The following is an 18,725-nucleotide window of genomic DNA, read 5'->3' as shown; positions in this document are numbered from 1 at the left end:
GCAGGTGTGTCTATGTAGGCGCTAAATATCGTATTCGATCGGCTCAGGCAGCTTGGTCAATTGGCGTAGAAAGCGCTGGGTTTGTGGGTTATCCGAGAAGCTAATCACCTGCTCCGCTGGCCCTTCTTCAACGATATGTCCGTCTGCCATAAAGATAACCCGATCGGCCACTTCTTTGGCAAACTGCATCTCATGGGTGACGATAACCATCGTGGTATCGTTCTTCGCCAGCTTCTGAATCACCTGAAGCACCTCATGAACTCTTTCAGGGTCCAGCGCCGAGGTCGGTTCATCAAATAAAATCGCCTTCGGATCGACCGCTAGCGCACGCGCAATACTCACGCGCTGTTGCTGTCCGCCGGATAAGGTTATCGGATACTGCGCTGCCTGCGGTAGCAGGCCGACCTGTTCCAGCAACGCCAGTCCAATTTCGTTCGCCTGTTTCTTCGGCATTTTTTTCACGACAATCAGCGCCTCTGTCACATTCTCCAGCGCCGTTTTGTTCTTAAAGAGATTGTAATTCTGAAACACCATCGCCGTCTGACGACGCAGCGCATAAGCCTCTTTAGAGGAATAACGGCGCGTATCCAGTCTTTGTTCACCGATTTCGATCGTACCCGTTTCTGGTGTTTCCAACAGATTCAAACAGCGCAGCAGCGTGGATTTACCCGAACCAGATGGGCCAATAATCGCCACAACTTCGCCCTTCGCGATATCCAGGCTAATGTTGTCTAACACCACCTGATCGCCAAAGCGTTTAGAGAGATTCTTTACACTGATCATGTCAGCCCCTTATCGCCGTAACGAGTGATTGAGTTTCTTTTCAAGCTGTTTTTGCAGCCAGGCGTAAACCACGATCACCATCCAGTAAACTAACCCCACGACCAGGAAGGTCTCGAAGAAACGTAAAGATTCCGCCGCAATCATCTTGCCTTCCGCAAACAGCTCGGAAACGCCTAGCGCAAAGGCTACCGAGGTATCCTTTATGAGCGAGATAAAGGTATTACCCGTCGCCGGTAGCGCATTCAGCATGGCCTGAGGCAATACGATACGACGATAAATCTGCGCTTTGTTCATGCCGATGGACAACCCGGCCTCCGTCTGGCCAAAATCCACCGAGGCCAGAGCTGCCCGGAAAATCTCTGCCATATAGGCGGATGTCTTCAGGCTGAAGCCAATAATAGCCGCCGTCATCGCATCCAGATTGGATAAACCGGGAAAGAGTTGCGGAAGGCCAAAATAGATAATAAACAACTGGACCAGCGATGGAATACCGCGGAACAGCGAAATATACAGCTCGACCCCTTTAACGACGACGATAATTTTGCTTTCACGGACTAATGCCAGTACCAGGCCAATCACCATAGCGAAAAACATCGACACCACGGCAAGGAATAGCGTGGTCGGTAAATACATTAATACCTGAGGGAACACTTTCCAAAGGTAAGCAAGATCGATATTCATGAGTAATACCATTAATGCTTCCACCGGCCATACTGCACCGGTGGAACAGGATTATGACTATTCGCTATATAACAAACGATCTGGTGACATAACGAACCATCAGAGAATGTTGCGACTCGCCTAACGTGCTGGCGTAACCTTATTTTGCTGGGGGTACAGTGATGTCTTCACCGAAATACTTTTCGGAAATCGCTTTTAGACGCCCATCTTCCTGCATTTTCGTCAACTCCGCGTCGAATTGCTGGCGCAATGCATCGCCTTTTGCATCCTTATGGAACGGGAAACTGACTTTTTCAATCACCAGCGGTTCACCAACCAGTTTAAACGGCAAGTGACGCTTATTGATTTCCGCCAGCAGGATCGGACGTGAATTCACGTAGCCGTCAACACGCTTAGATAATGCATCACTCATCGCGCCATCGCGGGTTTCATACGTGCGGATATTTACACTGCCATCAGCAAAGGCTTTTTTCAGGTTGTTGACGTGGTTGGAACCCAGAACCCCGGCGATCGTCTTGCCTTTCAGATCGGCCAGTGTATTGATCGTCGTATTGTCTTTGTGCGTTACGATCTGGCTGCCGTAAAAGCTATAGGGCTGCGCAAAATTGTATTTCTCCTGGCGGGCGGGAGTAATGGCGACAACGTTCGCCACCGTATCCAATTTTCTCGCTTCGAGTTGCCCCATCAGGCCGCTAAAATCCGCAGTGACCCACTCGACTTTGTAGTTCAAATCTTTTGCGATGGCTTCCGTGACTTCAACGTCAAATCCAATAAGTTTGTTATCTTGCTTGAAACTGCTCGGATAGCTTTGCCCCGTAGACCCCACTCTCAGGACTTTTCCCTGGTCGGCACCGCTTTTCTCGGAATCACAGCCAGCCACAAGAAAGGCGGTCGTCAACGCCAGAACAGACAACGTTACTTTTTTCATCATTTCACAGCCTCTCTTTTTGAATTTCGAATTTTCCACTGGTCATACAATCGGTTATCAAGAATTTTTTCCATCCAAATGGTCAGGTGCCCTTTTCCCAGATTCGCCTGACCGACGGCCTTGAAACCATAATTTTTATACATTTGAATCAGCCATGGGTGATTTTGCGCGGTGCCTAGTGATACGGCTGGCGCTTTGAGCTGCTTAATCAGAATTTCTTCCTCCAACCAGCTCATCATTTGCTTACCCAACCCCTGTTTTTTATAGCCAGGGTGCGTGGCAAACCAGCCCAGATGAGGGAGACCAAACGGCCCCGGCTCCGGCCCCCACGGATAACGAATGGTAAATGACGACACCATCTCGCCGTCCTTTTCCATCACATAAACGCCATGTGAAGCAATGTGCGCGCGTACCATGCCGATGTCAGCATGGGCGGCCGAGAAATTGATCCCCATCTCACGAATCGGCTCAAACGCCGCCAGCGCCAACGCCAGGTAGGTTTCATCATCCGCCAGCGTCGCTTGACGAAATACAATACTCATACGATCACCTTATGCGGGCAGCAGGCCAGAGTTATCCGCATAGCGAATCACATCATCAACCTTCTGCGGTGCGCTGCCGACGTAATTTGCCGGATTCAGCCATTCATCTAAATCGGCGGCGGTGACTTGTTTAGAAAGCACCGGATCGGCGAGTAGCACAGATTTAAAAGACTGTTTCTGCTCGAATGCCTGCATGGCACATTCATATACCAGATGGTGAGCCGTCTGCTTACCGAGGCGTTTGCCAATCTCGAACATCACTTTTTCAGACAGCAGCAAGCCATTTTGCAGATCGAGATTGGCCAGCATTTGCTTCTCGTTGACCGACATCCCCCGCAGGATACCCAGCGCATTCTGCAACTGGGCAGACAGATAGATATTGATTTCCGGCAGCGCGATCCATTCTGCACGCCAGCTCATCGCATCACGCTCATGTTCAACTTTCATCGATTCATGAATCAGCGCAGCGCTCTTTAACAGCGGCGCGGTCAGACTCGCCAGCCCTTCCAGCGCGGCGGGATTGCGCTTATGCGGCATTGTGGTAGAACCGATTTTCCCTTCGGAAAACGGCTCTTCGATTTCGTTAATCTCGGTGCGCATCAGGTTATACAGCTCATTGCCAATTTTGCCCAATGTACCGCTGATGAGCACAGCGACAGAAGCATATTCGGAAAAACGATCGCGGGCGGATTGCCAGCCAATATTCGGTGTATTCAGCCCCAGTTTATCCAGCGTCAAACGCTCGATTTCCGGCCCTTTTTCGCCAAAAGACGCATAGGTACAGATGGCGCCATTAATATTGCCAACCAAAACACGATCTTTAATTTCATTTAGGCGTTCGAGATGGCGGATAAACTCATCTAACCAGACAGCCAATTTAAAGCCAAACGTCGTCGGTAATGCTTGCATGCCATGAGTACGGCCTGGCATCAGCGTATATTGATATTTTTTCGCCAGCCGCTTCAGCTCAACGGCCAGCAATTGTGTATCTCTGACGACAATCGCAAAAGATTGTTTCAGTTGTAACACGGTCGCGGTATCAACAATGTCTTGCGTGGTCACGCCATAGTGAATAAATTCACCGGCTGCGCCGCACTGTTTCTGAATCGCGGCAATCGTCGGCATCAGAGAGTGCTTCATGCGAACCGCATCCTGCGCAATCTCTTCAACATTAAGTGCGCCCGCATCCGCGTTTTCTGCAATGGTTTTTGCCGCCTCCAACGGGATGACACCCAGTTCTCCCTCAGCAAGCGCCAGGGCAACTTCCACTTCGACCTGTTTCGTTAGGCGATTATGCTCAGACCAGACATCGCGCATTTCAGGCGTGCCAAAATTATTCCCTATAAGAAGAAAATCAATAAGATGTGATGCCATAGTTAACTCGTTAGTGATGGATTTGTCAGGCGGGGTTTTATGTCGTCTTGTTAATTTTTAAAAATATAACATGGGGAAATTAGGCTCCTTATACCTTTGAGATCTATCTTAGATCAAAAAGTTTGATTGCAAAGTATGCATAGAGAAAAATTTGCTAACATTTTTGGGAAAAGAAGAACCCTGTCGTATGAATCATCCGTGTCTTATCAAGAGAACGAGAAGGCGCTGGTTAAAAATAAATCAATGATTTTACCTATTAACCGATGGGACAACGTTATTCTCATTATCAGGAATAACGGCAGGCTCATTGGGGAAGTGTCTACCTTAATGAAAGCGCAGGTTTTCCTTTCGCTGACGACCCCAAAAGAAATAGGTTATTCCAATAGGTTAATACCGAAAGCGGCGCATTATGCATACAACGTGCTCAATCAGTAAGCCGCAACGTATTTTGGTTTAGTGCAATAAAAAAAGCACACCTTTCGATGTGCTTTTTTTATTAAATTGGTCGGCGAGAGAGGATTCGAACCTCCGACCCACTGGTCCCAAACCAGTTGCGCTACCAAGCTGCGCTACTCGCCGAATGTACTACTTACTATGTGAACATCACTGATGTTCTCGTTTGTGTGGTGCGAAGAGAGGGACTTGAACCCTCACGTCCGTAAGGACACTAACACCTGAAGCTAGCGCGTCTACCAATTCCGCCACCTTCGCATAGTTCACAAACCTGCGCCGACAAAATACATCGACATACTGCTTAATCTGGGGTGGCTAATGGGACTCGAACCCACGACAACTGGAATCACAATCCAGGGCTCTACCAACTGAGCTATAGCCACCATAACCACGTTCTACATCAATAAATTACTAATTACGCGGTACTTCCTCTTTACGGGGTAAATGTACCACCGCAGCTCTTGCACACAATATACTAATGATGGTGCGCCCGACAGGATTCGAACCTGAGACCTCTGCCTCCGGAGGGCAGCGCTCTATCCAGCTGAGCTACGGGCGCTTAGCGCCGTTGCGGGGCGGGATATTACGGGCTTAGCGACTGACTGTCTAGTGCTTTTTTATCGAAATAGCGCGTTTGACTATGATTTGCGCATTCGGGAGAAATAACAGCTAAAAGGAATTTTAGCCATTAACTATCCTACCAAGCCATGTAGACAAAAAAACAATCAGGCTAGCCACCAGCAAAGCGCACTACGTTTGTGCATCCTTGCCTATTAGCTGCCCGATCCTGCTGTGCCCCCTCTTCTCCTTCGGTTTAAAATACGTTTAATCATTTGATTATTATTCGATTTAAACCATGGCGTAGTTCTTGCTTGTCATTCAACCGCTTGGTGAAAATGCTTTTTTCCCTTTCGTCCAGACAGAGGTTGCTTGCTATGGAATTGAAATGGTTTGAAGATTTCCTCAGTGTCTCACGCTGCTATAGTTTTACTCGTGCAGCCAGTGAGCGCCATATTACCCAGTCAGCCCTGAGTCGCCGTATACGTCAATTGGAAGAATGGCTTGGCGTCCCGTTATTCGATCGTAAAACCTACCCGGTGACATTAACGCCAGAAGGACAGGCGTTTCTTTCAACAGCGAATGAAACCGTCTTTGCCATGGCGCATTTGCGAAGCAGCTTGAACCAGCGGTATGAGAAACGAACTGCCGTACTGCGTTTTGCCATGTTGAATACGTTGTCGCTGACGTTTTTCCCTGAATGGTTCAAGCACGTCAATCGCCAGCAGCATGCGGGTTATATACGTTTGTGCGATCAAAAGCCTTCTTTTGTCGAACACATTTCTTTATTGCATAGCGGTGAGACAGATTTCCTGCTGACTTACGCACATGATTCGGTATCGCTCATCAAGCAACTTTCCGCTTACCCAATGCTGACGTTGGGAACCGAACGCGCCATTGCAGTTTGTCGTTCGGATAACCAGGGGAATCCGCTTTATCCCATTGGCTTCTCTCGCAAGAAAATCCCCTGGTTAAGCTACGGCAAGCACTCGTTTTTTGCTCATGCCCTCACACAGATGCTTATCGTCAAACCGCTACCGCTGGAGACAATGTATGAGAACAGTATGTCGATAAACCTTAAAGCCATGGCGCTGGCGGGCAGCGGCGTCGCCTGGTTGCCGGAAAGTCTGATAAAAGAGGAGCTAATCAGTGGTGATTTAGTGCGCGCAGGCAGTAGCCACTGGGATGTTCCGTTGGATATACGTTTATATCGACAGCCAGTGCTACGTAACCATCAGGGAGAAATATTCTGGCGATTAGCTGCGGATGCTGTCCTCCCAGAACTGGCCGTTGGATAATATCGGTCGTTTCTCATCATCGTTCCGATTCCGGCCTCAGGTCATGTGAATCAATCCGGTCAACTTTTCCGATTCGAGCCTTCTCATCGCGTGCCGAGTACGGCGCTACTGTAAACGCCAAGGACACACAGGACGCCGTAACATTCACCGCCAGAATTGACGCCAAACTATGAATTTTTGGAATGGGGCGTGTGAATTGCTCATTGGCATTGCCGCTTATTTTTATCGCATTCTGAGGATCTCCGGGGACTGATGCGCCCATCGCTCCATCAAACGATCAATTTTGAGGATAACCATGCAAAATAAAGAGTTAGTCTGGAAATGGGTGGATGACAATAAGGCCGAATTCTGCGATCTGAGCGATCGTGTTTGGGGCATGCCGGAGATTTGCTACAAGGAATATCGTTCGGTCGCTGAGCACACGGCCATGCTGAAGAAACAGGGTTTCCGCGTGACCGAGAACGTCGCCGATATTCCCACCGCCGTGATGGGTGAAGCGGGTGACGGTGGTCCACTCATTGCAATTTTGGGCGAGTATGACGCCTTACCGGGATTGAGTCAGGCATCTGGCGTTGCCAAACCTTCTCCACTACCGGGCAATGGTAACGGACATGGCTGCGGTCATAATCTATTAGGCGCGGCGGCGATGCTGGCCGCTGTAGCTATCAAAGAATGGTTGGAGAAAACCGGCCGACCGGGACGGGTACGCTATTACGGCTGCCCGGCAGAAGAGGGCGGGGCCGCCAAATCTTTTATGGTTCGCGCTGGCGCCTTTGACGGCGTGGACATTGCCATTACCTGGCATCCAAGCCCACATCATGAAGTGGCAAAACCGCTTTCTCTCGCCAACACTCGGATGGATTTCCATTTTACCGGGCGCGCTTCGCATGCCGCTGCCTCGCCTCATCTGGGGCGAAGCGCGCTGGATGCCGTAGAATTAATGAACGTCGGCGTTCAATTTCTGCGTGAACACGTACCGCAGGATAGCCGTATCCACTATGCCATGCTGGATTCTGGCGGTATTGCGCCGAATGTTGTACAGGCTAAAGCGGCGGTTCGCTATGCGATTCGCGCCCGGGATGTTCACGCCATGTTTGACCTGAACGAGCGGGTCAAACGGGTGGCGAAGGGCGCTGCCATGATGACGGATACTCAGGTGGAAATCAGTATTATGAGCGCCGTCTCTAATCTGTTGGGTAACCGGCCGCTTGAAGAGACTATGCAGCGTAACTTCGATGCGCTCGGTCCCGTGCCATTTGATGATGCCGACAGAGCTTTCGCGGCAGAGATTCAGGCCACATTAAGCCCGGAAGAGATTGCCAGTGACTATCGCCGCGCGGGCATGAAACCAGCCGAATTAACACCGCTCAGCGATTACATTATTCCATTGGATGTCCATGGCGAAACCATGATCGGATCTACCGACGTTGGCGATGTCAGTTGGGTGATCCCCACCGTGCAAGCCCATGTTCCTACCATGGCGATTGGTACACCCGGCCACTCATGGCAACTTACCGCACAAGGGAAAATGCCCGCGGCGCACAAAGGGCTGGCCCATGTTGCCAAAATTATGGCCGCCACCGCGGTCGACATGCTGACCGACGAAATACTGCTGGCGCAAGTGAAGCAGGCGCACGCCGAACAAACGCAGGAAACGCCTTATCGCTGCCCTATTCCGGCGGAGGTGACGCCACCTATTCAACCTCGCCCAGACAACCTTTAATCCCTTCTCCATTACGCTGAGGATCGTTCAATGATAAAACTGAATACCATGACGACAGCACTGATTTTCTCGGGGATCATCAGCGCAACGGGTAATGCCGCGACCCCGCCTGACTCGCTGGTGATGGCATGGAATATTGATGCTATTAGTACGTGGGATCCGGCTCAGATAGGTGAAGTCGTTACCAATGAAATCGTGCTGAATACCTGTGATTCGTTGGTCAAGTTTGATGTTAAGGATGAGAAAAAAGTCGTTCCTAATATCGCGAAAAGTTGGGACGTGTCACCCGACTATCAACAGATTACCTTCCACCTGCAAGATAATCTGAAATTTCCCGATGGCACATCCGCCACGGCGGGCGATCTCGCCTGGTCGATGCAGCGCGTGGTGAAACTGGGATACGGCAATGCCGCCGCGATCACCGAATATGGCTTCAATAAGGAAAATGTCGATCGCACGATCGTGGCCCCCGATGACAGAACGCTGGTCATGACGTTGGACAAACCTTATCCAACCAATTTGGTATTACAGGCGATCGCTGCGAATGTCGTATCGACCTTGCAGAATCGCAAATTGCTGGAGAAAGAGGCGATAAATGGCGATTTTGGCCATAAATATCTTTCTACCCATACCGCCTGCGTTGGGCCGTATCAACTGGTGCGTTGGAACGCTGGCGAAGGCGTAGTCTTACAGGCGACAGATCACTATTGGTCAACGCCGCCAGCCCTGAAACGCGTGTTAATTCGTCATGTCGCGGAAACCGGCACCCAGCGCCTGCTACTCACACAAGGCGATGTGGATGTGGCGCGCGATCTTTCTGCCGACGATCTGAAAACGCTCGACGAAAGCGGCAAGGTCAACGTTGAGAAAGTGCTGAAGCCACAACTCTTTTTCTGGACGTTTAATAACGAAGACCCCATTTTCAAAAATGAAAAGGTTCGTCTGGCGATGCGTTATCTGATCGACTATGACGGTCTGGCGAAAAATGTAATGCCCTATCTCGGTGTCCCCCGCGCCAGCTTTGCCCAAATTGGCGCATTTGGCGCGCTGGATGAACGGCAGGGTCAGCCATTTAAACTGGACTTAGATAAAGCCAAACAACTGCTGAGCGAGGCCGGTTATCCTGATGGATTTACCTCTAGCGTTATTTTCGGCACCCTGCCTCATTCGGCGCCCATTGCTCAGAGTATCCAGCAAAATGCCGCTAAAATTGGCGTCACGCTGAAGCTTGAACGTATGGCGAATGCACAACTGTTCAGTCGCGCCCGTGGGCGAGAATTCTCAAGCGCCATGATGGCATGGCAGACCTCGGTGCCAGATGCGCATGGCAACGCATCGCGTCTGGTATTTAATCCTGATAACCGTAAAGAAGCCAGAGCCACGCAGTATCCGAGCTGGCGAGCCGCGTTTTACAGCGCAGAGCTGAATCAGAAAGTAGAAGCCGCACTGCTGGAACCCGATGAAACTCAGCGGATAGAAAAGTACGCGGCGCTCCAGCGCGATGTCATGAATCAAGGGCCGATGGCCATTATGTTCCAGATGTATAACACCGCGGGGATCAATCCGGCGATTAAGAACTGGACCTGGAATGGTTTCCGCGTCTGGTACGGTGCCGCAAGCAAATAATCGGAGGGCGCGTCTATGTCGCAGGTGTTCTCACCACACCCGATAACCCTGGTGTGGGCGCAACGTTATCACCGCCTGATGCGGCTGATAAAAGGAATGATATCCCTTTTTTGTACGCTGTTAGGGCTGGCAGCGTTGACCTTCTTCATTGGCCGCCTGTTACCGATCGATCCGGTAGTCGCGGTAATTGGCGATAATGCCAGTCAGGAAGCTTACGACACCATGTACCGCCAGCTAGGGCTGGACCAACCGCTGTGGAAACAGTTTATCGATTACCTCTGGCAGTTGGCGCATCTAGATTTTGGTATTGCGCTGACGACAAGCCATCCGGTCGCTCAGGATATTGCGCGCGTTTTTCCTGCTACGCTGGAACTGGCGACTCTGGCGGCGATTGTCGGCACCGGATTAGGGATCCCCGCCGGGGTGTTATCAGCCATGTATCGCAATTCCTGGTTTGATCACCTGATCCGTTTTATTGGCCTGCTAAGTTATTCAACCCCGCATTTCTGGCTGGGCTTAATGGGGTTGCTGTTGTTTTACGCGTCTCTGGGCTGGATTGGCGGGCCGGGTCGTATTGATTTCATCTACGAATTCGATCTGCAACCCGTTACCGGCTTTTGGCTGATCGACAGCGCGCTGGCCAATAACTGGCCGATGTTCCGCAATGTTTTCAGCCATATCGTTCTTCCCGCGTCGATTTTGGGACTCAGTTCGCTGGCCTATATCAGCCGTATGACCCGCAGCTTTATGATCGAACAACTCTCTCAGGAATACATGATTACCGCCCGGGTAAAGGGGCTTTCCTGGGCGCGCTGCGTCTGGATTCATGCATTGCGCAATATCGCCGTTCCCACTCTGACGGTGGTTGCGCTTTCCTGGGCCTGGTTGCTGGAAGGCGCGGTGCTGACCGAAACCGTCTTCGCCTGGCCTGGCTTTGGCCGCTATCTCACCAATGCACTGCTGGCTGGCGATATGAATGCGGTCGTGGGTTGCGCCCTACTCACTGGCGCAATATTTATTGCGCTTAACCTGATTTGCGATTTGCTTTACCGCCTCTTTGATCCACGTACTCGTCAGGAGGACCAATGACCGACTTGACTAATAAACCCCATACCGGTCGTGTGCCTTCGTCACTACGCCGTTGGCTGAATGCGCCAGTGCCAACCACGCCTTATCAAGCTCGGATGCAACAAATATGGATGCAGTGGCATCGCTTTTGCGCTAACCACTCGGCGTTATTTGGCCTGCTTATCCTGCTGGCGATCGCCTTTGTCGCGCTGTTCGCCCCTTGGTTAGCTAGCCACGATATCTATTCACAAGATCTCGCCAATCGCCTGCAACCTCCTAGCGGGGAAAATTGGCTAGGCACGGATGAACTGGGGCGCGACGTTTACAGCCGATTGTTATACGGTGCACGGATCACGCTGTATATCGCCGGGCTGACCGCCATCATTATTACGCCACTCGGTTTGGTGGTCGGAACAACGGCAGGTTACCTCGGCGGCTGGGTTGATACCCTCTTGATGCGACTCGTCGATATCTTTTTAGCTTTCCCTAGCCTGATCCTGGCGCTGGCGTTTGTCGCCGCGCTAGGTCCCGGTATCGAGAATGCGATTATCGCGATTTCCCTGTCATCATGGCCGCCGATCGCCCGTCTGGCGCGGGCGGAAACGCTATCGATTCGCAAGATGGATTACATCGCGGCGGTGCGCTTACAGGGGGCATCATCCTGGCACATCATTTTGTTTCATATCATCCCTATGTGCTTACCGTCAGTAGTGGTACGCGTCACGCTGAACATGGCGGCGATCATTCTCACTGCGGCGGGTCTCGGTTTCCTTGGGTTAGGCGCACAGGCGCCTAGCCCGGAATGGGGCGCGATGTTGGCATCAGGGCGCGAGTTTATGCTCAATAACGGCTGGATCGCCACTATTCCGGGGTTAGCCATCCTTTTCACCAGCCTGGCCTTTAACCTACTCGGTGACGGTCTGCGTGACGTAATGGATCTGCGCCATGAATGACATCCTGCTTGATGTACAGAATCTGAATCTGGTGTTTAGTGGCAGCCAACAGGATAACCACGCGGTACGTGACGTGTCCTTTCAGGTTGGGCGCGAAAAAGTCGCCATTGTCGGCGAGTCTGGCTCAGGTAAATCTCAAACGTGCCGCGCTCTGCTGAAACTCACGCCGAAACTTGGCCGCATCACGGCAAAAGCGATCCGTTTTGGCGAGATAGATTTACTGAATGCTAGCGAAAAGCAGATGCGCACGATCCGGGGGAATCGTATTTCAATGATTTTGCAGGATCCCAAATTTTCATTGAATCCCTTGATGCGCATCGGTAACCAGATCACCGAAGCCTATCGCCTGCATACGCGCGTGAGTTATAAAATCGCCCGAGAAAAAGCGCTGGCGATGTTGGCATCGGTACATATTCGCGACTGCGAATATGTATTTGAACGCTATCCACACGAAATTTCCGGCGGAATGGGGCAGCGCGTCATGATTGCCATGATGCTGATCCCCGAACCCGACCTAATTATTGCCGATGAGCCAACCTCCGCGTTAGATGTCACCGTGCGTCAGCAGGTGCTGTCGATCCTTGATGAACAACTGGCACGCCGGAATACCGGGTTACTCTTTATAACCCACGATTTGAATCTGGTGTCGCGTTTCTGCGATCGCGTGCTGGTGATGTATGCCGGGCGTGTGGTGGAAGAGATCCTTGCAAGTCGTCTGCACCAGGCCCGCCATCCCTACACCCAGGCGCTATTAGCCAGTCAGCCACAGTTACATAATCCGGTGGAAACGTTAAGTGTGCCAACGCGCGATCCCGACTGGCTGACCGGCCCCAGCTACCGCAATGGAGAGATCTTATGAACGTGCCTGCATCACAACGCAGTGTGGAAGTTGTAGATCTCAACATCGCTTTTGGTGAGGGAATAAACCGACGTCAGGTTGTCAGCGATGTCAGTTTCATACTGACGGAAGGCGAAAGTTACGGACTGATTGGTGAATCCGGTTGCGGAAAGTCCACCATTCTTCGCGCCCTCGCTGGACTGAACAGCGATTACCAGGGCGCTATTCTGTTTAATAATCGTGAACAACATCCGATACGCGACAAACCATTTTACCGCCAGGTTCAAATGGTATTTCAGGACCCCTATGCCTCGCTCCACCCGCGCAAAATGGTATACAGCACGCTACGTGAACCGCTGCAATTGCACAAACTGGATCGCCATGAGGAGAGGATCAGCGACGCGTTGAGCGCGGTCGGTTTATCGGATGCTTTTCGCTATCGTTATCCCCATCAGCTATCCGGCGGTCAGCGTCAGCGCGTGGCGATTGCCAGAGCGCTAATTACGGAACCGTCCGTATTGCTATTGGACGAGCCGACGTCCGCGCTGGATGTATCGGTACAGGCTGAAATCCTCAACCTGCTCGCCGGCATGCGCCAGCGCCGAAAATTGACCTACCTGATGGTGACGCATGATCTGGCCGTAGTAACCCACCTGTGCCAGCGCGTGGCGATGATGTATCAGGGGCGCCTGCTGGAGGAACTCAGTGCGGAGGCCCTGCGGCGGGGTGAGGTGCGCGAAGAGTATACCCGCCATTTTCTCGCCGCCAGCGAGGCATAAAACAGCAAAAAGCCGTTCTGGCAATGCGATTTGCGCTCGCAGCGTGCCAGCGATAACCGCTATATAAACCTTTTCGGGGAGATGACGATGACGGTCATTGAAACTATTGCCGCCTGGTGTATGAGTAAAACGCCGTTCAGCCAGGCAGCCAGACAACTGGCATGTGACGCTATCATTGATACATTAGCCTGCCTGTATGCCGGGCGTGATAATGTCTCCAGCCGTGCGGTGCAGCGAGCGTGGGCGACTTACCAGCCGGTGCCGCCCGCCGTGTGCGCACTCATTAACGGTACGGCGGCCCATGCTATCGATTATGACGATAACTTTGGCCCTGGCATGAGCCATGCGTCGGCCGTGCTGGTTCCGGCGTTGTTGGCAATGGCGCTGGCGGAAAAACGCAGCGGCGCCGACCTTATCGAAGCCTATCTGATTGGGCTACAGGCTCAGGCATTCGTCGGTTCGGTAGTGAGTTCGTCACATTACACGGCGGGGTGGCACGGCACATCTACCGTCGGCTGTATCGGCACCGCCGCTGGCGTCGCGTGGCTTAAAGGGCTGGATGAACAGGGCATCGCCCGGACATTGAGCATCGCGGTTAGCCTGGCCAGCGGAGTAAAAGGTCAGTTCGGCACGCCGTTAAAACCGTTCCACGCCGGAATGGCGGCGCGCAACGCGGTGGATGCGGTAGAACTTGCCGCTACTGGCATGTCTGGCCGTTTGGATATCATTGAAGGCGAGCAGGGTTTTTATCAGTTATTTGCCGGTAAACGCTTCCAGCCTGAAACAACCGAATTGTGGTTAACTCCATCACCGCATGTGATTGAAACCGTCGGCGTGTTGCCCAAGAAATATCCCTGCTGTGGATCGACGCACCGCATTTTGGATGCCATTAGTGATTTACAGGAGCTGCATGCGTTCAGCGCCGATGATGTGGTCGAGGTCGAGGCTAAAGTGGGGATCGCCAACCGCCGTAATCTGGCCTATCCGCTACCGCAAAATGAAATGCAGGCGCGTTTTTCGCTGCCTTACTGTGTCTCCGTATTGTTGGATAAAGGAACCCTGAGCGTCGCGGATTTTACGCCAGAACACGTTGCCAGACAGGCCGTGGCAGACAAGCTATCACGGGTCAGTATGGCAAGCTGGAGTGAATCCGAGGAAGAAAAAGGGGAAAACCTACCGCATATCGTGACGATAACGCTACAAGACGGTCGAAAACTGAGCGCTCGGCGCTTACATGCCAAAGGGGATATCAGCGAGCCTTTTAGCGCAGCCGAGCGGCGGCGGAAGTTTGCCGATTGCTGTGCCGACCTGGTTGACGCCAATGCGCTTTATCAACGCCTAACGCTTATTGAGCACGAACCCTCATTAGCATTTCTGCGCGTCATGATGGTGTAATGGTGAAGGCATTAGGGTATGTCATATATGGAAGGGCTCTCGCCGTATTATCCGACCAGCGCCCTGTCGGTCAAACCTACTCAACGATCAATGGGGTATAGTGATGCGGCAGGCGCATGGCGACCAAATCTTTTCTGCGGACCACGTTGGTTGGGTAATCGCTATTGGCGGTCGATCGGGTATCAACTACGTGGGTGGCGATGTCTTGTTCCTGCCATAATATCCGCTCATCTCGTGGAAAACGAAAGGTTTCAGGGCCGAAGATTCCACTAAAACCACCGCTGTCGCCGTTTACTGCATTGGAGAATGCTAAATAGAGGTTATTTTCCCCGGCGCGGGTGCGTGCAAAGTGCCAATGCAAGGGATCGGCTCCCATCGGGATCGGGTATTGTTGTTTGACCTTACTACCTGGATGTGAACCGGTGAAGCCCCCAGACAGAGCGGCGGAACAGGCAAGAATATCGCACCCCTCCAGAGCCAGAATACGCCCCGTTTCCGGCAGCAAAAGATCATTGCCCAGAAGTAAGCCAATACGTCCCATTGGCGTATCGAACGTCGCCCACTCATCACCTGCTGTTGCCCATCGCTGGTCAGTTTCAGAAAGGTGTATCTGGCGATAACGCCCAATCATGCCCTGTGGCCCGAGCAATATTTGCGTATTGTAACAGGCCTCACCGTCCCGTTCTGCCATACCTATCACCAAATGGATCCGCCGCGTCATGGCTAAACGCGTCAGCGTCTGTACGGCGGCACTATCTACCGTTTGGGCATTCACGCCTGGCGCCGCGTTACCCGTCAGCGCGCGTTCTGGAAACACCAATAACTCGCTGCTTTGCTCACGAACGGCGGTTTCGATCAATGCGATAATCTGCGTCAGATTATCCTCTATCTGTTCGCCCGGCGTGTATTGCGCCACGCTGATGCGGCTTTGACGTCCTGTGGGGAGTGGCCGGTGTCCGTATAAGCCAAAAAAGTCCTGTGGATTCCATAAAAAACTGTCGCTGAGCAGAGACAGATAACAATGGGGGCGACGCTGGTTGAACACAGGCTGGCCCAGCACCTGATGTCGGCGGCTACGGCTGATATCAATTTCAGCAAGAGCGATACCATCACCGTTGTCAACGACGGCTGCGATCGTTCCGTCGGGGTTGATAATGCAGCTACCACCGCTGAACTGTACACCGCGTTCCAGCCCCCAACGGTTGCTTTCGATCAGATAGCAACTGTTTTCCATTGCACGGCTAATCCAGTAAGGAGCCGGAGTCCGCTCAGCCAGCCAGTTACTGATGTGGCAAATAATGTCTGCTCCCCCCAACGCCAATATGCGTGCGGTTTCCGGATAATGAATGTCCATGCAAACCAACATACCGATACGGCCAATCGAAGTATCAAACACCTGATGACCGAGATCGCCCGCCGCAGCCCATTTGGGTTCGGAAATGTAGGGGTGACTTTTACGGTGGCAACCAATAACACCTTGCGGGCCAATCAATACGGCACTGTTGTAATAAAGGGACGTACCAGCATCCACTTCCGGCATGCCGAGCACGATATAACATTGATAGCGCCGCGCTATTTCGGCAAAGCGAGCGGTGGTGTCACCAGGTACGGTTTCAACCATGGGAGCGATTTCATCACGGTCATACCAACAGTATCCGGTGGTGGCCATTTCAGGAGTGGTAATAAGCGTAGCGCCTTGTCTGGCGGCCTGCTCCACCATTGCCAGCAACTGGCGAATATTATCTTCTTTAGCGGCTAACGTCGGCTCAAACTGCACGGCAGCCGCAAGAAAAGGGGCTATGGACATCATTATCCTCACAAGTGGTTAGGGGGCTTTGGTATTAGGGTTTCCCGGTGTGGTCCACGAGAAAATATCGTTGGCCTGAATCAAGGCGCAGGCCATGTCTTCGACAGTTATGCGTTTACCCATCGCTTGATGGCGCAGAATCTCGTAAGCCTGTTCTTCACCAATATTATGCATTCGCATCAGAATGGCTTTGGCCTCACTAACCTGCCGCAGACCAAGCATTTTTTTTTCCAACCGTTCAAGGCGTTCGATAATTTGTCGACGCTGCTGGGCATGGTGTAAAGCAAACACCATCGTGGATAGTAGCCCAGACGCCCTGACTGGAGTGGTGATGGTCGCGCTCGCTCCCATGCTCAGCGTTTGGTCGATAAAAGTCGGATTTTCATAACCGCTGATAGTGATCAGCGTATGTTTATTCAGATCGAAACAAGGCACTCCCACTCCAGAACTATCTGATTGCAGAGCAAAAAAAATCAAATCGGTATCAGCAGGCAACGTTTCGGGTACGGGCCAATATGCACGTACTTTGAAGCCCATCCGACGCAAATGGTTCGTTAGCGTTTCGCCATCTTCATCGTCGGGATGTAATACTACGCAGCGGATTCCCCGACTAAGGAGTAAGGCTGTGGTACTGGTTCGTAAGTCGCTATGGCGCATGGGGACACTCCACTTTTGTCAGTTTTGTGACCCAGTCGCCTTGGATCTGATTGGTCATATATGGATCCGGCGCGACAATACGGCGTGACTCTCGCATCACGGTGAACTGTCCTGATGCGTTAGCCTTACCAATGCGGGGATAGAGTCCTGTATGCTGGTTAAGTGGATCGATGCGAATACGTCCCTGAGGCGCGTCAAATTCACTGCCGCGCAGTGCAGGCAATAGATGGTGAATGTTGTCGCTACCACATTCCTGCATAGCGTTGGCAAATAAATGCATCTGGCTGTAGGTGGCTTCCCAATTTAAATCGGTATTTATATCCGTCCCAAACTGCCGATGAAACTGCTCAAGCGCCGCATGATTAGCCTTGCTATGCACACTTTGGAAATACGGTGCGGAGGTGTAATGCCCGATAGCCAATTCTGCCCCCATCATGGCAATTTCAGTTTCTGACGTATTCAGGCTGCCAATAGGCATCCGAGCGGGATCCAACCCAGCCTCGTAGTAGGCTCGGTACAGGAATGGGACTGTTTGTCCTACGACCGTGCTGAAAATAAAGTCTGGCTGTTTTTTCTTGATGTCCTCCACCACCGGTAGGAATGCTTCGTAAGGGGCATTCAACGCCAGGTAGCGTTCCCCAACGACCGCGCCATCGGGATATTGCAGAATCAATTCCTGCATATTACGATTGCTTTCGTAGGGGTACACATAACGCGAGCCAATCATATAAACTCTGGCGCCGAAATGGCTGGCTAGGTAGTCAGCTAATTGAACGCAATTTTGGTTAGGCGCTGCTCCGCCGTAAAGAATGTTTTCTGAAAACTCAAAGCCTTCATACAGTTGGGAATAAAATAGTAAACGTTGATATTTCTCCACAATCGGTGACATAGCCTTGCGACTGCTGGAGGTATAACCGCCGAAGATCACATTGACATTGTCTGAAACGATCAAACGTTCGGCGAGCGTACGGAATTGGGCGTCCTCAGATTGAGGATCGTAATGTATCGCGTTCAGCAACCGACCATTAATCCCGCCATTCTGGTTGATTTCAGCAATCGCCTGAGTGGCCCCACGCCATTGAGATAGTTCCAACGCTGCCGTCACGCCGCTGAAGGAATAAAGTAGACCAATGTTGACTGGTGTGGCAGAACCCATATAAACCCTTCATATTTCAAGTTGCAGGCTCGTTGGGAGTAACCTGCAGGTTTGGCTTAAATCACGATGGCAATCCGCCTTGCGTTCAGGCGAACAATCATTGTGC

The 18,725-nt window shown here is 51.8% G+C and carries 16 protein-coding genes and 4 tRNA genes; 8 read left to right on the top strand and 12 right to left on the bottom strand.

Translation table 11 applies throughout. The features are described from left to right. Positions 1–21: 21 nt before the first annotated feature. The 9 genes from RFN81_RS02065 to RFN81_RS02025 all read right to left on the bottom strand — a co-directional run bounded on the left by RFN81_RS02065 (position 22) and on the right by RFN81_RS02025 (position 5,320). A complete protein-coding gene (locus RFN81_RS02065; RefSeq protein ID WP_264497564.1) occupies positions 22–783 on the bottom strand; it encodes an amino acid ABC transporter ATP-binding protein in 762 nt (253 codons plus the stop codon). Positions 784–792: 9 nt separating this feature from the next. Beyond that, the gene (locus tag RFN81_RS02060) at positions 793–1,464 is read right to left on the bottom strand and encodes an amino acid ABC transporter permease (protein ID WP_264497563.1); all 672 of its coding nucleotides are present in this window, start codon (positions 1,462–1,464) and stop codon (positions 793–795) included. A 139-nt stretch (positions 1,465–1,603) separates the two neighbouring features. Further along, positions 1,604–2,395 carry an amino acid ABC transporter substrate-binding protein gene (locus RFN81_RS02055; RefSeq protein ID WP_264497562.1) on the bottom strand — a complete coding sequence of 264 codons (792 nt, stop codon included), beginning with the start codon at positions 2,393–2,395 and terminating at the stop codon, positions 1,604–1,606. After that, on the bottom strand, positions 2,392–2,934 hold the full coding sequence (locus RFN81_RS02050; RefSeq protein ID WP_264497561.1) for a GNAT family N-acetyltransferase: 543 nt from the start codon (positions 2,932–2,934) through the stop codon (positions 2,392–2,394). The genes RFN81_RS02055 and RFN81_RS02050 overlap by 4 nt, the downstream gene beginning before the upstream one ends. 9 nt (positions 2,935–2,943) lie before the next feature. Next, positions 2,944–4,308, bottom strand: coding sequence for an adenylosuccinate lyase (purB, locus tag RFN81_RS02045; RefSeq protein WP_264497560.1), 1,365 nt, complete (start codon positions 4,306–4,308; stop codon positions 2,944–2,946). Between the two features lie 502 nt (positions 4,309–4,810). Beyond that, positions 4,811–4,887: transfer RNA gene (locus RFN81_RS02040), tRNA-Pro, on the bottom strand. Positions 4,888–4,932: 45 nt separating this feature from the next. Continuing rightward, a tRNA-Leu gene (locus RFN81_RS02035) sits at positions 4,933–5,019 on the bottom strand. 49 nt (positions 5,020–5,068) lie between these two features. Continuing rightward, positions 5,069–5,144 (bottom strand) — tRNA-His (locus tag RFN81_RS02030). 99 nt (positions 5,145–5,243) lie between these two features. Next, positions 5,244–5,320 (bottom strand) — tRNA-Arg (locus tag RFN81_RS02025). A gap of 376 nt (positions 5,321–5,696) precedes the next feature. On the opposite strand from RFN81_RS02025, the gene RFN81_RS02020 reads away from it, so the two are divergent. The 8 genes from RFN81_RS02020 (at position 5,697) to RFN81_RS01985 (ending at position 14,999) form a co-directional block, all read left to right on the top strand. After that, positions 5,697–6,617: a LysR family transcriptional regulator gene (locus RFN81_RS02020; protein ID WP_264497559.1), complete on the top strand. Its 921-nt coding sequence runs from the start codon at positions 5,697–5,699 to the stop codon at positions 6,615–6,617. A 295-nt stretch (positions 6,618–6,912) separates the two neighbouring features. Beyond that, positions 6,913–8,340 carry a M20 family metallopeptidase gene (locus RFN81_RS02015; protein ID WP_264497558.1) on the top strand — a complete coding sequence of 476 codons (1,428 nt, stop codon included), beginning with the start codon at positions 6,913–6,915 and terminating at the stop codon, positions 8,338–8,340. A 30-nt stretch (positions 8,341–8,370) separates the two neighbouring features. Beyond that, positions 8,371–9,966, top strand: coding sequence for an ABC transporter substrate-binding protein (locus RFN81_RS02010; RefSeq protein ID WP_378928957.1), 1,596 nt, complete (start codon positions 8,371–8,373; stop codon positions 9,964–9,966). A 15-nt stretch (positions 9,967–9,981) separates the two neighbouring features. Beyond that, positions 9,982–11,055: an ABC transporter permease gene (locus RFN81_RS02005; protein ID WP_378928955.1), complete on the top strand. Its 1,074-nt coding sequence runs from the start codon at positions 9,982–9,984 to the stop codon at positions 11,053–11,055. Further along, positions 11,052–11,987: an ABC transporter permease gene (locus tag RFN81_RS02000; RefSeq protein ID WP_378928953.1), complete on the top strand. Its 936-nt coding sequence runs from the start codon at positions 11,052–11,054 to the stop codon at positions 11,985–11,987. Before RFN81_RS02005 ends, RFN81_RS02000 begins: the two co-directional genes overlap by 4 nt. Further along, positions 11,980–12,846: an ABC transporter ATP-binding protein gene (locus RFN81_RS01995; RefSeq protein ID WP_264497557.1), complete on the top strand. Its 867-nt coding sequence runs from the start codon at positions 11,980–11,982 to the stop codon at positions 12,844–12,846. Before RFN81_RS02000 ends, RFN81_RS01995 begins: the two co-directional genes overlap by 8 nt. Further along, positions 12,843–13,604 carry an ABC transporter ATP-binding protein gene (locus RFN81_RS01990; protein WP_264497556.1) on the top strand — a complete coding sequence of 254 codons (762 nt, stop codon included), beginning with the start codon at positions 12,843–12,845 and terminating at the stop codon, positions 13,602–13,604. Before RFN81_RS01995 ends, RFN81_RS01990 begins: the two co-directional genes overlap by 4 nt. A gap of 87 nt (positions 13,605–13,691) precedes the next feature. Then, the gene (locus tag RFN81_RS01985) at positions 13,692–14,999 is read left to right on the top strand and encodes an MmgE/PrpD family protein (protein ID WP_264497555.1); all 1,308 of its coding nucleotides are present in this window, start codon (positions 13,692–13,694) and stop codon (positions 14,997–14,999) included. 76 nt (positions 15,000–15,075) lie between these two features. Here RFN81_RS01985 and RFN81_RS01980 read toward each other — a convergent pair whose 3' ends face one another. The 3 genes from RFN81_RS01980 to RFN81_RS01970 are packed head-to-tail and all read right to left on the bottom strand — an operon-like array spanning position 15,076 to position 18,619. Further along, on the bottom strand, positions 15,076–16,806 hold the full coding sequence (locus tag RFN81_RS01980) for a nitrilase-related carbon-nitrogen hydrolase (RefSeq protein WP_264498847.1): 1,731 nt from the start codon (positions 16,804–16,806) through the stop codon (positions 15,076–15,078). 18 nt (positions 16,807–16,824) lie between these two features. Continuing rightward, positions 16,825–17,463, bottom strand: coding sequence for an ANTAR domain-containing response regulator (locus RFN81_RS01975; protein ID WP_264497554.1), 639 nt, complete (start codon positions 17,461–17,463; stop codon positions 16,825–16,827). Further along, on the bottom strand, positions 17,453–18,619 hold the full coding sequence (locus tag RFN81_RS01970; RefSeq protein ID WP_264497553.1) for a transporter substrate-binding domain-containing protein: 1,167 nt from the start codon (positions 18,617–18,619) through the stop codon (positions 17,453–17,455). Before RFN81_RS01970 ends, RFN81_RS01975 begins: the two co-directional genes overlap by 11 nt. Positions 18,620–18,725: the final 106 nt, after the last annotated feature.

Origin of the sequence: Pectobacterium cacticida, assembly GCF_036885195.1 — a bacterium.
In the GTDB taxonomy this organism is placed as follows: domain Bacteria; phylum Pseudomonadota; class Gammaproteobacteria; order Enterobacterales; family Enterobacteriaceae; genus Pectobacterium; species Pectobacterium cacticida.
The sequence above is the reverse complement of the archived record's forward strand: the minus strand, read 5'-3'. Positions and strand labels throughout refer to the sequence as shown.